This is a genomic window from Agrobacterium sp. lyk4-40-TYG-31, assembly GCF_030209855.1.
Taxonomy (GTDB): domain Bacteria; phylum Pseudomonadota; class Alphaproteobacteria; order Rhizobiales; family Rhizobiaceae; genus Agrobacterium; species Agrobacterium vaccinii.
Window position 1 is genome coordinate 474,064 of the sequence record NZ_JARVRE010000002.1, and the last position, 15,439, is coordinate 489,502.

15 protein-coding genes and 1 pseudogene are annotated in these 15,439 nt (G+C 56.7%); 7 read left to right on the forward strand and 9 right to left on the reverse strand.

Annotated elements, in window-relative coordinates; all coding sequences use genetic code 11:
* The first annotated feature begins 4 nt into the window (after positions 1–4).
* Complete coding sequence (locus tag QRN55_RS02890) at positions 5–1,576, forward strand: SulP family inorganic anion transporter (protein ID WP_112500202.1); 1,572 nt, start codon at positions 5–7, stop codon at positions 1,574–1,576.
* A gap of 49 nt (positions 1,577–1,625) precedes the next feature.
* On the opposite strand, the gene QRN55_RS02895 is transcribed toward QRN55_RS02890, so the two are convergent.
* The 3 genes from QRN55_RS02895 to QRN55_RS02905 are packed head-to-tail and all read right to left on the reverse strand — an operon-like array spanning position 1,626 to position 3,961.
* A complete protein-coding gene (locus QRN55_RS02895; protein WP_284774657.1) occupies positions 1,626–2,987 on the reverse strand; it encodes a sensor histidine kinase in 1,362 nt (453 codons plus the stop codon).
* Positions 2,984–3,643 carry a response regulator transcription factor gene (locus QRN55_RS02900; RefSeq protein ID WP_112500204.1) on the reverse strand — a complete coding sequence of 220 codons (660 nt, stop codon included), beginning with the start codon at positions 3,641–3,643 and terminating at the stop codon, positions 2,984–2,986. The genes QRN55_RS02895 and QRN55_RS02900 overlap by 4 nt, the downstream gene beginning before the upstream one ends.
* A gap of 6 nt (positions 3,644–3,649) precedes the next feature.
* Entirely contained in the window at positions 3,650–3,961 is a 312-nt protein-coding gene (locus tag QRN55_RS02905; protein WP_112500205.1) for a PepSY domain-containing protein, read from the reverse strand.
* Positions 3,962–4,103: 142 nt separating this feature from the next.
* On the opposite strand from QRN55_RS02905, the gene QRN55_RS02910 reads away from it, so the two are divergent.
* The 3 genes and pseudogenes from QRN55_RS02910 to QRN55_RS02920 all read left to right on the forward strand — a co-directional run bounded on the left by QRN55_RS02910 (position 4,104) and on the right by QRN55_RS02920 (position 5,936).
* Positions 4,104–4,376 carry a PepSY domain-containing protein gene (locus QRN55_RS02910; RefSeq protein WP_112500206.1) on the forward strand — a complete coding sequence of 91 codons (273 nt, stop codon included), beginning with the start codon at positions 4,104–4,106 and terminating at the stop codon, positions 4,374–4,376.
* A gap of 182 nt (positions 4,377–4,558) precedes the next feature.
* A pseudogene (locus QRN55_RS02915) lies at positions 4,559–5,090 on the forward strand (cytochrome b).
* Between the two features lie 27 nt (positions 5,091–5,117).
* Positions 5,118–5,936: a RibD family protein gene (locus QRN55_RS02920; RefSeq protein WP_284774660.1), complete on the forward strand. Its 819-nt coding sequence runs from the start codon at positions 5,118–5,120 to the stop codon at positions 5,934–5,936.
* Here the strand turns inward: QRN55_RS02920 and QRN55_RS02925 are convergent.
* Genes QRN55_RS02925 through QRN55_RS02940 form a run of 4 tightly spaced genes read right to left on the reverse strand, consistent with a single transcriptional unit; the run spans position 5,865 to position 8,902 of the window.
* Entirely contained in the window at positions 5,865–6,662 is a 798-nt protein-coding gene (locus QRN55_RS02925) for a class I SAM-dependent methyltransferase (RefSeq protein ID WP_284774662.1), read from the reverse strand. The genes QRN55_RS02920 and QRN55_RS02925 overlap by 72 nt on opposite strands.
* Complete coding sequence (locus QRN55_RS02930; RefSeq protein WP_284774664.1) at positions 6,659–7,705, reverse strand: glycosyltransferase family 4 protein; 1,047 nt, start codon at positions 7,703–7,705, stop codon at positions 6,659–6,661. The genes QRN55_RS02925 and QRN55_RS02930 overlap by 4 nt, the downstream gene beginning before the upstream one ends.
* Positions 7,702–8,100 (reverse strand): 6-pyruvoyl trahydropterin synthase family protein, encoded by a 399-nt coding sequence (locus QRN55_RS02935; protein WP_233123621.1) that lies wholly within the window; start codon positions 8,098–8,100, stop codon positions 7,702–7,704. Before QRN55_RS02935 ends, QRN55_RS02930 begins: the two co-directional genes overlap by 4 nt.
* A 13-nt stretch (positions 8,101–8,113) precedes the next feature.
* Entirely contained in the window at positions 8,114–8,902 is a 789-nt protein-coding gene (locus QRN55_RS02940) for a zinc-dependent alcohol dehydrogenase (protein WP_233123620.1), read from the reverse strand.
* A gap of 366 nt (positions 8,903–9,268) precedes the next feature.
* Between QRN55_RS02940 and ribA the strand changes: the two genes are divergently transcribed.
* Together ribA and QRN55_RS02950 are read left to right on the forward strand one after the other, a co-directional pair.
* Positions 9,269–10,375: a GTP cyclohydrolase II RibA gene (gene ribA, locus QRN55_RS02945; protein ID WP_233123619.1), complete on the forward strand. Its 1,107-nt coding sequence runs from the start codon at positions 9,269–9,271 to the stop codon at positions 10,373–10,375.
* Between the two features lie 21 nt (positions 10,376–10,396).
* Complete coding sequence (locus tag QRN55_RS02950) at positions 10,397–11,161, forward strand: CDP-alcohol phosphatidyltransferase family protein (protein ID WP_233123618.1); 765 nt, start codon at positions 10,397–10,399, stop codon at positions 11,159–11,161.
* A gap of 52 nt (positions 11,162–11,213) precedes the next feature.
* Here QRN55_RS02950 and QRN55_RS02955 read toward each other — a convergent pair whose 3' ends face one another.
* Complete coding sequence (locus QRN55_RS02955; RefSeq protein WP_284774676.1) at positions 11,214–12,131, reverse strand: lysylphosphatidylglycerol synthase transmembrane domain-containing protein; 918 nt, start codon at positions 12,129–12,131, stop codon at positions 11,214–11,216.
* Positions 12,132–12,247: 116 nt separating this feature from the next.
* Between QRN55_RS02955 and QRN55_RS02960 the strand changes: the two genes are divergently transcribed.
* The gene (locus QRN55_RS02960; protein ID WP_284774757.1) at positions 12,248–13,822 is read left to right on the forward strand and encodes an LTA synthase family protein; all 1,575 of its coding nucleotides are present in this window, start codon (positions 12,248–12,250) and stop codon (positions 13,820–13,822) included.
* Here the strand turns inward: QRN55_RS02960 and QRN55_RS02965 are convergent.
* Entirely contained in the window at positions 13,809–15,437 is a 1,629-nt protein-coding gene (locus QRN55_RS02965; RefSeq protein ID WP_233123616.1) for an acyltransferase, read from the reverse strand. The two genes, QRN55_RS02960 and QRN55_RS02965, sit on opposite strands and share 14 nt — an antisense overlap.
* Between the last annotated feature and the right edge of the window lie 2 nt (positions 15,438–15,439).

Genomic DNA, 15,439 nt, shown 5'->3' on the forward strand with positions numbered 1-15,439 from the left:
AACAATGAGCAACAAAGCGTGGACTGAGAGCGACGAAAGTCGCCCGCTCACCAAACCGTTTGCAACGACGATTGCGGATTTTGCGGCATCGATCGTTGTCTTCCTCGTCGCAGTTCCCTTGTGCCTTGGCATTGCGATAGCGTCCGGCGTGCCTGTTGCCATGGGTCTGATATCCGGCATCATCGGCGGCATCGTGGTCGGTACCCTTGCCGGGTCTCCCCTCCAGGTCTCCGGACCCGCTGCCGGACTTGCCGTCATTGTGTTCGGCTTTGTCGACCAATACGGCATTGCCGCTCTGGGTCCCGTGCTGGTGCTTGCCGGTATTCTGCAAATCCTGGCGGGCTTTCTGCGGATCGGGTCCTGGTTTCGTGCCATTTCGCCTGCCGTTGTCCACGGCATGCTGGCGGGTATCGGCATTCTGATCATCCTCGGTCAGATCCACGTGCTCATGGATGCCAAGCCTGCCGCTGGCGCGATAGAAAACGTGGTGGCTATCGATGAGACTGTCGGGCATCTCTGGCAGGACGGCATGACCAGCCACCTCAGCGCGTTGCTGATAGGACTGGTCACACTTGCATTCATGCTTGGATGGGAAAAACTGCGTCCGCATTCCATGAAGCTTGTGCCCGGCGCATTGATCGGGGTGTTTGTCGCCACCCTTCTTGCCGCAATGCTTGATCTGTCGATCCGTCGTGTCGAGCTTCCGGCGTCTCTCTTCGATGCGGTGACAATACCGGGCGTGGAAGAGTTTGCACGATTGCAGGAGCCCGGCCTTCTGATTGCCGCTATCGTGATTGCGGTCATTGCAAGTGCGGAGACGCTTCTGTCCGCGGCCGCGGTGGATCGAATGCATGACGGGCGACCCGCACGCTTCAACAAGGAACTGTTTGCTCAGGGCATCGGTAATGGTCTGTGCGGCATGCTGGGCGGTCTGCCAATCACCGGCGTCATCGTGCGCTCTTCTGCAAACGTGCAGGCGGGTGCCAAGACGCGGCTTTCGACAATCATGCACGGCACATGGATCCTGTGCCTGATAGCGCTGGCGCCGCAATTGCTGGCAATCGTTCCCCTGACGGCACTTGCGGCCGTTCTGCTCGTAACCGGTTGGCGTCTCGTCAGCCTGCAGCATGTGCGGACGCTTTTTGGCCATTACGGCTGGATGCCTGTTGCGATCTGGACTGTAACGGTCACCATGGTCGTGGTGCAGGATCTGCTGGTGGGTGTCACCGTGGGGCTTGCTCTGTCTCTCGCGCAGATCATTCCGCATCTACGCCGCCGTTTTCGCATCGACCGTCAGGACAGCGAGGATGCCGTGGTGCTCAATCTGGCAGGTGCGGCAACATGCACGAATGTGCCGTCGATCCTGTCGGCCTTCGAGAGTGTTCCGCCGGGTCACAAGGTGGAACTCAAGGCCCAGGACCTCCAGTATCTCGATCACACCTGCGCTGAAACCATCAGTGAATGGCTGAAAAGAGAAAAGCGCAGCGGAAGAAAGATCGAAGTGACGGTCGGCGGATCGGAACGTCATTCAAGCGTTGCTCCTCAGTTCAAGCGTTTCTACGCAGAGGTTGCCTGAGCGAATTTGTAAAGCGGAAGGGCAGGGCACGGCCTTGCCCTTCCGGCAACTACGTACCGAACCCGATACGAACGTGCAGCCCTGACGTTCTGCGGTTGTCGATGGACAGAGCAAGCCCATAGACGTCGCAAATTTCTCTGACGATGGACAGGCCGAAGCCGGTTCCGGGCACCTTCGCATCCAGCCGCACACCACGCTCTGTCAGGGAGCCGATCTTATCGAGATCGACGCCGGGGCCATCGTCGCTGATACCAAGACTGTTGTCGGCATAGGCAATGACAATCTCCGAACTGGCCCACTTGACCGCATTCTCGATCACATTCCCGACCAGCTCTCGCAGATCGTGGGGATCAAGCGGAAGGACCACCGAAGTGGGGATATCGATCCGCCAGGTCAAAGCGTCGCCCTTCGGCGTTCTCTGAAGGGTGCGGACGATCTGGTCGGTAATCTCCTGAAGATTGGCGTCGGATTGGCGCATGCCAGCATTCGTCGCGATCCGGCTGCGCGTCAATTCTGCGTCGACATGGCCTTTCATGTAAGCCAATAGCCCATCTACCTCGTCCGCCATCTCGACTTCACCCTTTTCCCTGAGGGTGAGTGCATCATTGCCGAGTATTGTCAGCGGTGTCTTCAAACCATGTGCCAGATCGCCAGCCCTCTGGCGCGCTTTTTCGAGCGATTGAGCCTGAGCATCGAGCAGGCGATTGACGGCCTGTTCGACGGGCTGGAACTCTATGGGCAGAACGTCGTCCAATCTCCCTGTCCGACGTTCGCGGATGGTGTTGAGCGCAGATGTCAGCGATGAGATTGGCCTCAGGCCGAATATGACCTGAACGAAGGATGCAGCAATCAGGAAGATCGCAAGCCCGGCTAGATAGGGGGCGAGATCTGCTGCGAATTGGTACCCGGCGTCTTCCAATGGCTTTTTGTCTGCTGCAACAGTGACGTTGAGCGTCGTGAGACCATTAACTGTCGGTACCATGATCTGGCGCAACTGGGCTGCAAGCGTCGTTCCTTCCGGGCCTGCCAACACAAAGCGATGAACCGCACCATCCGACGCCAAATCGACTGGCACATCCAGAGTAAAGTCCCACAGTGACTGGGAACGAAACCTGTTGTTCGACGTGGCGTCGCCGATTTGCCAATAAAGCCCGCTATAGGCATCGGTAAATCGCTTGTCGATGAAACCGTTCGGGCGTTGCAGTTGGCCTTGCTGCGATACTTGCAGGGTCGCGGCGATGTTGTTGATATGGCCCGTCAAATCCGCGTCCAGCCTGCGCTCGACATTGGTGGAGAACACGGAGACCATGAACACCCCAGCCAAGGTCAGGGCACACGGAACGGTAATGAGTGAGACGATCAGGAAGCGACTGCGGATGGACAAAGGCCGCTTCCGGTGCGATGTGTTCATGCTTCTCCGATCCGGTAGCCGTAGCCTCGCCGGGTTGAAATGATGTCCTTGCCAAATTTCTTGCGTAACCGCCCGATCAGGACTTCAACCGAATTGCTTTCGCGCTCGAAGTCCTGCGCGTAGAGTTGTTCCGTCAGTTCCATTTGCGAGACGTGGCGTTCCCCGTGTGCCATCAAATAATTCAGGCACCGATATTCGAGCGGAGTCAGTTCGACCGGCACGTCGTTCAGTGATGCGACTTTTGTGCGGGGATCAATGCCGAGGCGACCGGCGCGAAGGATAGGCGCGGCCTTTCCCTGAGATCGCCGGATAATAGCACGCAAACGGGCAAGGAGCTCCGGCATTTGGAAGGGTTTTGCGAGGTAATCATCCGCACCAGCATCAATTCCCTCGACACGCTCCTGCCAACTGCCACGAGCGGTCAGAATAAGAACGGGCAATTCCCTCTCGCTTTGGCGCCATCGCTTGAGCACGGATAGGCCGTCTAGTTCGGGCAGGCCAAGATCAAGTACAGCCGCCGCAAACTCCTCGCTGTCGCCGCGAAACCAGCCTGCCTCGCCATCTTTCTCGTGCTCAACCACATAACCGTTGGTTTCGAGATGACGTTTGACGTCTCGGGTAATCAGTGGGTCGTCTTCGATAAGTAGAATACGCATCCGGGCTCAATCGTCGTCATTATCTACGTCAAGGACGCGGGCGTCCCGCGCGTCCATTTCAATCTCGACCAGACGGCCGTTTGCCTGGAGGACCTTGAACTCGTAGATGAACTTGCCGTCATCCTCTTCCAGTTCGACCTTGACGATCTCACCCGGAGCCACGCGGTGCACATGGGCTTGAAGTTCGGAAAGCGGCATGACCTCCCCCCGTTGAACAGCATCACGTAGCCTGTCCAACTCGCTATCATCCGCATGTGCAGGTAGTGCGAAGGCAAAAGCGATCATCAGAAACGCAAATGTGGAAACGACGCTGTTCATTGTCAGTCTATAGCAGGCTCTGGCTGAAATTTCGCTGACAGACCGTGTCAGCGGTTCCTCAGCGGGACATTCGTACTGTGCGATCAATCCATGAGCAAGACGCCTGGATCAACACAGCGAAGCCCTAATAGAGGAACATCCCATGAAAATTCTCGCAGCAACCGCTATCGCACTCACTGCTTTTGCAACCACGGCGCACGCAGATGACGACCGTCGTTGTGGAAATGTGCCGATCGCCGATTGGATGAGCGAAGCCGACCTGAGGGCAAAAATTGCACCTCTCGATATCGACGTGCGAGAGATCGATATCGATGACGGATGCTATGAGGTCGAGGCCCGCAACAAGGACGGACGGGAAGTCGAAATATCATTTCATCCACAGACGGGCGAACAGGTTCATATCGACGCAGATTGAGCCTTGTGGAGGCTCAGTGGACAAGGGAAAGAATCCCTTGTCCAAACCCTCTGTTGCCATACCTTCCAATCAACACGCACGAAGCCAACAAAACCGATTATGTTCAAAGCATGTTGGAGATTTGAACCGACTGGTTGCTCATTGCTCTTCAGAGAGTATCTTCGTATCGGAGGAGGAAGAGCATGGCCCACGATCAAACCTATCAAGTGGCGAAATACAGCCGGTTCTCACGCGTTCTGCACTGGATCGTCGCACTGCTCGTTTTCCTGACATGGCCGATGGGGTTGATGATCGGCTTTGTAAAGGAAGAGGTGAAGCTCGATTTTTATCTCGTCCATGAAAGCCTGGGCTTCCTCGTGCTCTGGGTCATGTTACTGCGGGTCGGTGCCCGGTTGTACACACCCGCTCCTCCGATCCAAGGTCCGGCGCTGGAACGCATCGCCGCACATACGGTCCATGGCTTGATCTACGTCTTTCTCATCGTCATGCCGGTCGGGATTTCTGGCAACCAACGCTCACGGCTTTCCGTTGGAATGGTTCGGGGTGGTGCCGGTCTGGAGTCCCCTCGGTAAATCTCCGCAGATCGCTCCGACACTGTCCGCCATCCATGAATGGAGCGCGTGGATCGTTTTGGGGCTTTTTGCGTTACACATGCTGGCAGTGATCTTCCATCATCTGATCCGTCGGGACACCACGCTCTACCGTATTCTCTAGACAGGAACGTCGATGCGCAATCTTCACATGACTGACAGAATCTGGGCACGGCTTCTTTCCATTCGTGACGGCAAGGATGTGGTGAGGAGAAAAGAGGCGGATGCTGCCCTTACGCTCTACGGCCCTATCGCCTCGGCAACAGGAGGTTTTGTTCTGGCACAGGTCGGTCAGTCCCTGGATGGCCGCATCGCTACACCGAGCGGAGACGCGCGGGACATATCCGGGCCCGATGGACTTGCGCATCTCCATCGCTGTCGCGCTCTGGTCGATGCCGTCATCGTGGGGATCGGCACGATCAAGAACGACAATCCACGCCTGTCTGTGCGTGAGGTCAGTGGCCCAAGCCCAACCCGTGTCATCATCGATTGTCGCGGTGAACTGACAGGAAATGAGGGTCTGTTTCATGATGGCGGCGCGCCCGTCATAGTCATCCGAGGGCATGACGCGCCGCAGACTTCACACCGTGGCGATGTAGTGACGCTGAAGCGAGGACCTGTGGGGCTGGACCCTTCTCATATTCTCGACGCTCTCGCGCAGCGCGGCTTGAAGCGAATTTTGGTGGAAGGTGGAGCAAGAACGATCGCCCGCTTCATCGACGGAAATCTCGTGGACCGCCTCCACGTTGCCATTTCACCCTTGATCATTGGATCTGGCCCGTGCGGCATATCCTTGCCGCCGATTGCCAAGCTCTGCAATGCCCACCGTCCCACCGCCGACGTTTATGCGCTCGGCAGTGATGTGCTGTTCGACTGCCGCTTGAAATCGGAGGTGAATTCAAGCGTCCGGGAGAGCAAGGAAATCCGTATGGCCGACGATGCAGACGCTGCCCTTTTTGCCAATGTTTGATAGGCGGAAGTCGAGCCATTCTTTGAAGTCTGCGCTGCTGATGTTTCCGATTTCCTGAATAGGCTGGCGGAATCCTAAGAGAAACTCTTTCTGCAATTCGGCTGTCTCAGGCCCAAGTCGCCACGGGCTTTTTGCCGTTTCCACGATGAAGCCGCGCGCTTCGCACAAAGCAGTGAGACGATCTGAGGCATCTGGGCCCAGCGCCGGACCAAAACCTTTATCGGACTGCTGGTGACGATTGAAATCTTTCACGATCTGCTTATCCAACGGGTGCTTGAGCGACCACTCCATGATGCCATCGTAGTTGAGAGCGGCGTAGAGTCCGATCTTGCGTCGTGCGAGATGATCGACGAACCGGTTACAGAACTCCTCCGAACAGAGATCGAAGAGCGCCGATGCTGTCACCAGAGCGACGCCGTTAAACAGTGTCTCGTCCAACTGGTTTAGGTCCTGACAGTGAAACTCGATGTTTTCACTGTCTCCGATTTGACGCTTCGCCTCGTCTAAAAGGGCTGTCTCGTAATCAAGCAGCTTCCATACGGCCCCCGGCAAAGCAGGAGACAGCGTTCGATAAGTCGATCCCGTGCCGCATCCGATATCCATGATGATGTGAGGTAGCGGATGCGGACCGAGATACGTGTTGACCGTATCAAGCAGGACTTTCGATCTGGCGTCTCGGTCCGCTGCTTCCCGAAGTGTCAGCCAGTTCTTGTCGAAGCCGCTCATGCAAACTCTTTCAATGCGTTCGAAATGATTTCCGATGTGTCAGCCCAGCTTGGCAACAGCGCACCAGCGCGCGCAGCAGCCTCTGCACGACGTCTGCGTTCCAGGGGATCGCTCAGCAGCGCCCTGAGTGCGGCCGCCATCGCGTCCACGTCGTCCACCGGCACCAGAAAGCCCGCATCGTCAGGCACGACATCCGGCACCGCGCCCGCTTTGCAGGCTACAATCGGCAGACCATGCGACAGGGCTTCAGCAAAGACCATGCCATAACCCTCATAGCGGCTGGCAAGCGCGAAGATGTCTGCGTTTGCGTAAGCGGGGACGAGGTCGTCAGACTCCCCAGCCAGAATGATGCGATCCGAAAGCTTCAGCGTATTGATTTGCTCTGCCAGGGCATGGGCTGTGGGTGGGTCCAGATGCGGACTCCCAATGATCGTTGCTTGCCATGGAAGATCGGCGACTTGTTCAAGCGCTGCAATCAGGATGTCATATCCTTTGCGCTTGGTAAGGGATCCAACTGAAAGGATTTGCGGGGTCTCGTTCCGCTGCTTATTCTCAACAGGCGGCTTAATTGTGCCTGGAACTGCCACCGTGATTTTATCAGGCGACACATTGAATTTCCTAGCCAACTCGCCCGCCGTCATCGTAGATGTCACCACGACATGGCGCGTTGCAGCCAGCGCTGCTGTTTCGCTGACGTGTAAGCGCACCTGTTGCTCTTCGCTCAATCCAGTCTCAAGTACTAGCGGATGGTGAACGAGGGCTATGATCCTGAGGCGCTCGGACTCCTGTTTCGCCCAATCATCCATAATGCCGAAAGCTAGGCCGTCGACCATCACCAGTTTACTGTCCTCAAGTGCTGAAAGGCGATCTCCAGCTTCCTGCAGCGTTTGCGCGGAAGGTGAAGGAAATCCGTCCCCAACCGCGAGAAGGTCTATGTCCCAACCGAGATCACGCAAACCCTTTATGATTTCCCGGTCGTAGCCATATCCTCCTGTCTTGAGCTCAAGATTTCCGGGGTATGCAAACGTGAGGCGCTTTTTCAAAGATCAGCCTCATACCAGCCGCGTGCCGCGTGAGACTCATGCAGCGTTATTTTCAGACGGCAAATTCGGTGGCTTCCGGGACCGAGGCGCTTTGCGGCAACCGCAGAAGCAAGCTCATCGAAGACATGTTTCGCGATGACTTCCGTCGTGCTGATCTTGCCTGTGAAGATGCTGAGTTCATCCAGATTCTTATAGTTCAAAGGCTTTAAAACCTCCGAGAGGACAGTGGTGGCTGCGCCTATGTCAACGGCCAGTCCGTCCTCATCGACGTCTTTGGTGAAGAAGGCCGCATCCACGACGAAGGTTGCGCCGTGCATTCCCTGTGCCGGGCCGAAAACCGGGCGTGGAAGGCTATGGGCAATCATGATGTGGTCTCTGACTTCGACTGCGAACATGGTCTCTCTTTCGTTAGTAGTGGATGCGATGGCAAAGCGTGTCTTGTGATGACAAAATACGTGGATAGTCCTCTGCCAGATCAGCAAAGGCCGTCTCGCCGGAAATGAGGTTGTCGAGGCGGTCGTCGTGTAGCAGATCAAGAGCCTTCGCCATTCGCCGCGCAAAACTCCAGCGTGCCTTGCGCGTCGCAGGAATGGACCCTACCTGCGAACTGATGAGAGAAAGCCGCTTGGAATGAAACGCACCGCCTAGCGATATGGTAACCGGTTTGTCGCCGTACCAGCTTGCTTCGACAATCCGCGCTTCGATGCCCCCATGCTGAATGGCATCTGCGAGGGCGGCGCCGGACGCTGACGCATTGATGAGCACGTCGAATTCGCCATCTAGCTTACCCGCCTCTGCGAAGCTGATGCCCATCGCTTGCACGTGCGCGCGGCGCTCGGGGTTGCTGTCAACGAGAACGCTCTCTGTCCCCGCAATCCGTCCGATCAGATTGGCAATCAAAGTCCCGACAACACCACCGCCAAACACCGCGACACGGTCGCCGGGTTGGATGAGAGCATCCCAGACGATATTGAGCGCAGTTTCCATATTGGCCGCCAGCACGGCGCGGCCTGACGGAAGATTTTCCGGCAGCACGGAAACCATGTCTTTCGTCGTGATGAAGTTATCCTGATGGGGATGAAGGCAAAAGACGTTTTTGCCGATCAACTCCGCTGGCCCGACCTCGATGACCCCAACGGAGGAATAGCCGTACTTCACAGGAAACGAAAAATCGCCTTCCATATGAGGGCCGCGCATCCGCGCAAATTCACTTGATGGGACCGCGCCGTTGAAGACGAGGGATTCCGTTCCGCGACTGATACCGCTGTAGAGACTGCGGACGATTACCTCGTTGTCATCAAGCTGTCTGAGGCTATCGTCTCTTATCTCGCAATGATTTGCGCGCGCAATCCATAGCGCGCGACTTGTTCGTTGCCGATTCTGCGCTGCGGTGCCGATAGAAGATGCCAAAAGCGTGATCCCACAAATGCTTATTCAATGGAGCGTATCGCTGAGAGGCGCGTTTTGTTCCGTGCACAATGCCGAAATAAATTTCTGCCCCCCGAGAAATCCAAGAACGATCTTCTCCGTAAAAAATAAAAACGTCTAGGGAGAGCATGCCATATGTCGCCTATTAGCCAGTCACCTTTTCAATTCACCACGCCTGAAATTGAAGTCGAACGCGCCGTTTCGGAGCTTCGTTATGGTCGCCCGGTTCTTCTGTCTTCCAATGAGAGAAAGCTTGCCGTTTTGGCGCTGGATGCTGTCGCGCCCTCGCTCTATGACCAGTTTGCCATGGCGACTGAGAACCGGCACTCATTGTTGCTAACGGCTCCCCGCGCCACGCGGCTCGGCATCGTCGGCAACGGAGATATCGTGACGCCACTCTCCGGCGTGAATTTTGAGCAGGCCTCCACACTATCCTACGTGCTCGGTGCTGAAAGGCCTGAAAGGTGGATGGAGGCTGACGCGCTCGCATCGCAAACCGCAGAACTGGCGCGCATCGCGCTTCTTCTCCCAGCCATGGTGATTGCCGACGTCTCGAGCTCGCACGGCAGCTTTGATGGGTGCTGCGAATTATCCGCAGATCGCTTGAAGGGCACAGATGTTGCACGTCAGCGCTTCGAGAAGGTCGTCCGCACGCGCGTTCCCCTCAAGGATTTGGGGGACTCCGAATTCGTCGTTTTCCGGGGTGGACTTGCGCAAAAGGACCAGATTGCCATTGTCGTCGGCAAACCGGACGTATCGCGCACCGTGCCTATCCGCATCCACTCTTCCTGCATCACCGGCGATCTTTGCGGTTCGCTGAAATGCGATTGCGGCGATCAGCTTCGCAATGGACTGGTGCTGCTGAAACAAGCGGGCGGTGGTGTTCTCCTTTATCTCGATCAGGAGGGACGCGGCACGGGTATCGGCGCGAAAATGCGTGCCTATGGATATCAGCATCTTGGCCTAGATACGATCGATGCAGACGCTGAACTCGGTCTAGAAGCGGACCACCGACACTACGAGGCGGCCATCGCAATGCTGCAGCATTTGAATATTTCAAAGGTCGCCATTTACACCAACAATCCGACAAAGATCAGTGCGATCAGGGCAGGGGGTATCGAAGTGGATGCGCGTGCTCCGGTGACGGGAACGGTGACGGCGGAAAACGAGAACTATCTTCGCACAAAGACCCTTCGTGCCGGGCATCTCATGGATTTGAAGGCACTTGTTGCGGCTGAGTGACATATGTGGGCGGGTGAATGAATGACACTGATCGATGGCGGTACGCCCAATAGTCTCAGGGACCGAAGGCCCCTTTTTCAAAACACGCTGGCACATCTCGCCTGTCTGATGCTGGGCACGATCATTGTTGCGCTGCTCGTTCGCACAGAAATGTCCTTGGGTTGGGATTTCGTCGCCTCTGCCGTGATTTCCCTGTCGGTCATCTTCGGCTTCGTGGTGTATCTTCTCCCGAAATATCCACACCGCAGGTTCGGCTACGCCAATATCGTGACCGCCTTTCGGGCCTCGCTCGTAAGCCTCACAGGCGCGATGGTGCTGTGTTTTGAAAGCCTGCACACGGCGGATACGGTTCTCTGGATATTGGTCGGTGTCGTGGTCGTCGCGCTGGCGTTGGATGGTATCGATGGGTATCTTGCCCGCCGATACCGTCAGGAATCCGAGTTAGGCGCTCGTTTCGATATGGAGGTGGATGCGTTCCTCATCCTGATCCTCTCGGCAGCAGCCGCCATGCTCGATAAGGCTGGCGCGTGGGTTCTTATGATCGGCTTGATGCGATACCTCTTTGTGGCAGCAGGCTGGGTGGCTCCGTTTCTCTCTGGTGATCTTCCACCTTCGCTGCGGCGCAAATTCGTTTGCGTCGTGCAGGGGGCAATACTGTGTTTTGTTCTGGTTCCGGCTGTCACGGCGCCGGTTTCGGCCTATCTCGCCGCCGCCGCTCTTGCAATGCTGGTGATCTCATTTGCCATCGACATCGTTTATCTGCTACGCAAGCGGATGGCAGCGTGACCGTCGCAGCCGACTTGCTGTCTTGACAGATCGCGCACTCGTGATGCCTGCCTCAGGCGTGGCTTGGCCGCTTTCGCAATACCGCTGTGGCGAGGAAGATGGCTCCGGGTGCTGCACCGGCAAGCGAGAGCCCTCCATACGTAATGCTTGCAGCAAGTCCATCGACCGACGCCGCCCCCAGCATGGGCCAGAGTACCATGGCCGCAGCTTCACGAGTACCCCAGCCGCCAAATCCGGTCGGGATCAGCATCGCCACGAGACAGAACGGAATGATCGTAAAACACGCGATCCACGGCAGCCCGGAATCAGCTGCCTGTGCCGCAATGAAGAATACGCCGATGTAAGCAGAGAGAATGCCGATGCTCGTGACGGTGTGAAAAAGCCAGGCCTTGCGCCTGACGAAAACATCCAGAAGGCTCTCGCGCAGAGCGCTTCTGGCCTCACCACGTCGCTTCTTCAAAAGCAGCACAATCACAGCCGCCGCAATCACTGTTGCGCCGAAAACAAGGTAATGCCGCGTATGTTGGCCGAAATTGGCACCGGTGACGATGGGCCATATGGCAAGCCCCACCAACGCCAGAACGAAGAGCGCAATCTGCCCGGAAAGTCGCTCAAAGAGAACGGCTTTGGCAGGCTGCTTCCATCCGCCCGGTTCATCACCCCGCATTCTCCACGCGCGCACGGCATCACCGCTCATTCCTCCCGGAAGCGTCTGGTTGAGAAGGCTCGCGACGTAATATTCACGGATCGCTTTCAGCGGCGCGATGTCCTGCCCTAGACGCTGCGAGGTGAAGCGCCATCGCAGGGCGGAAAGGATGATCTGCACCTGTACCAGCGCGATACAAGAAATGATGGCCGCCCACGAAACGCGCGCGAGGGATTGCTGAAGCGCGGTCAGATCGGTGCGAACCACAATCATGGCAAGGATTGCCAACATCATGACGGACACGAATATTCGCAGTATGTTCAAGCGTTGCGGCCTTTACAGTATGTCGGCTTCCATCAGATTTTACGTGCGATAAACAGGAGCAGTTTGGTTTGATGGGAAAATTCGGGACAGGTGGAGAACACATTAACTTGAAAGCGATGGTCGGAGCACTCCTTTTCTCTGTCGCTGCTTTCCTTGCCTTCACCCTGCCTGATCATCCCGACGCACTGGGCTACGGGGCCTTTGCGCGCCTACCGCTGGAATGGCCTCTCATCGCGATTCTGGCACTGATATTGCGGGGATGGTTGAGGCGTGTCGTTATCCTTTTTTCCGGCGCTGTTGTCTTTCTCGTTCTCTTCCTGAAGCTTTCCGATATCGGCGTGCAGAGCGCATTCCAGCGGCAGTTCAATCCATATCTCGACATCAAGATGCTGAGTGACGGCTGGAACCTCATATCACGCACATTGGGCACGCCCGCCGCCGTGGCCGCACTGGCAGGCGGAATAATCCTCATCGTGGCAGTAGCGGCAGTCTTTCTCATGTCGCTGCGGTGGATGGCGCAGGCGCGAGGACGCTTACGGCAGATGCTGCTCGGCGCTTTCGCAGCCATCCTTGTCATCGGCGGATTGGCCCTTCTTCTCGGCAAGCCGCAGGTCGAGTTTGAAACGCCAACTTATCTTTCGGCAAGACTTGCTCTTATCGTTCGTTCTGCCGCGGATATGCAGGTTTTCGAGCAGCAGCTCGCAAGCGGACTTGGCCCTCGCCATGGAAAGGACCTCTTTCAGGCGGTGAAGGGCAAGGATGTCGTCCTGATCTTCGTGGAATCCTACGGGCGATCAGCAGTCGACGACCCGCGATACTCAGGCGTGACGCTCCCTAGGTTGTCCGCAATCGATAAACAGATCGAAGCGGCAGGACTCCATGCGGCAAGCGGCTGGATCACCTCTCCCACCGTTGGTGGGCTAAGCTGGCTGGCGCACGGCACATTGCTATCAGGCCTTTGGGTCGATAGTCAGGCGCGGTACGACCGCTTGATGATCAGCCAGCAACCGAGCTTGAACCGACTGTTCTCTCAAGCTGGCTGGCATAGCGTCGCTGTCATGCCAGCCATTACCATGGATTGGCCGGAGTCTGACTATTTCGGCTATGATCAGATACTTCCAGCGTCGGGTCTCGAATATCGCGGCAAGCCCTTCAACTGGGTCACGATGCCGGACCAGTACACAATGTCCGCCTTTGATCGCCTTGCGGTAAAACCTGCCCACGCCCGTGAACAAAACGTGATGGCGGAAATCGCACTTATCTCAAGCCACGCGCCTTGGACGCCAGTGCCAAAGCTTATCGACTGGGATCAGATTGGCGATGGATCGGTTTTCAACGACCAAGCAACCAGCGGCGATCCTCCTGCTGTCGTCTGGGCCGATCCAGACCGCGTGCGCAGCCAGTATATCCAGACCATCGATTACTCGCTCGCCACGCTGGGCGACTTCATGGCGCGACAGGGGCGTGGCACTGTCTATATTATTCTCGGGGATCACCAGCCCGCATCCATCATCACTGGCCCAGCCGCATCAAGAGCCGTACCGGTGCACATCGTCACGGACGATATGCAGCTCCTCAACCGATTTCAAAGAGAAGGCTTTACCGCGAGTATGACACCCATGAACGCGACGCGCGAGTGGCCGATGAACGAACTGCGTGAACTGTTAATCGATGCACTCAGCGGGCGGTAGGGTTCGCGCCGACGATTTCAACGCGATGAACGCCCATCGGTTTGAATGGCAGAAATTGGTCTTCGCCCAGCAGCTTCGCGGCCAGCCAAAGGACTGACATCCACATTTCTGTGCCCTGTAACCCAGGAGAGTGTCCTTCCGCAAAAGCAAATCCCCTGCCTTTTTGCCAACGCTCCCTGATCCGTCTCACAGTTTCGCGGGCAATATTTTTTGCCTCCTCTTGTCTGTGATTGGTCTGTTTCAGGCAGAGAAGAAGAGGATGGATCGTGTCGAGCAGGTTGCAGGCGTTGTAATCCTTGCCCTGAAACGCTCCATATGCGCGGTAGTTTGCAATAACGGAATCGATTGCCGCCTGCGGATAGGGAACGGGCAGACCGAATTGGGCGTAGGAACCTCGGGTCAGCCGGTAGAAGCCGTTGACCGGTTGCAGCAGACCCTGCGTGGTCGTTGGCTCACCCCACAGCCCTGTCGTTTTATCGACATTTAGCGCCAGCCATCCGAAGAGAACGGCAAGGTTGTCGCTGGATGTGAAATATCGCCTGTTGAAATGGTGCGCCGTGGCGACGGCGTCGACCGTGGCACCACAGTGCCAAGCGCGGCTTTGCCATGGCAGATTGTCCAGAAGGCGAATAAGGTCGTCGGCAGTCATATTCTCCACGAACGCGATAGGGTGCTTGGGCGCAGCCTCGAAACATTCCAGCGCATATCCGACCGCCAGAATATTGTAGAGAACATTCTGGTCTTGTTCCGGCGGCGAGGAATGGCTGTGGTTGGCGTCGAAAAACAGCCCCGTTTTGCTATCCTGCATCGCCTGAAAGTCAGCTACGGTTTTTCTGGCGTCGAAGGCCGTAGCTTCCTCTCCGAATGCTGCCGCGATCTCGATTGCGTCGCACAGATGCCTCACGCTTTCGACGTCATTGCCGGATGCATCGGGTGAACGATAGACGCCGCCCTTTTCATGTGAGCGAATGACGGTGCGCCAGTCGCCCGCTATCTCTACTCCGATTTCCCGCAATAGACGCTCGGTTTCCGGCAGTTTTGTCGCGTGCGTCTGCTCGCCGCGATATCTCAAAACCCGGGCGGGAACGCCACCTGCGATGGCCATGGCTGGAATGTCCTTTGCCACCACCGCGCCCGCTGCAATGATCGCTCCGCGTCCTATCTTCACGCCGTCCAAAACAACCGCATTGGCACCCATCCAGACATCGTCGCCAATCTCTATGCCGAGCGAGGTCAGCGGCTGGCGGTAGATAGGGGTCTCGATATCATCGAAGCCGTGATTGAAGCCGACGATGCTGACATGAGATGCGATACGCACGCCGTTACCGATCTTCACCTTCCCTGAAATACAGGCATAAGGGTTGATCGATACGTTGTCGCCGAGTTCAATGTCACCGCGCACGATTGCATGACCGGCAATCCACGACTGCGCACCCATTATCAACCTGTCCGTATACACCTCAGCTTTGTCGGCGATGTAAACGCCTGGCCCGAATTGAGCATTGGCGCAGTGCTTCAAACTTTCTAGACGGGCCTGATGGTCAGGGCTGTCGATATCTTCCTGTGTCCGTTCCCAGGTAACGATATTCAGCCGATCCGACCGTTGGGAATTCATCT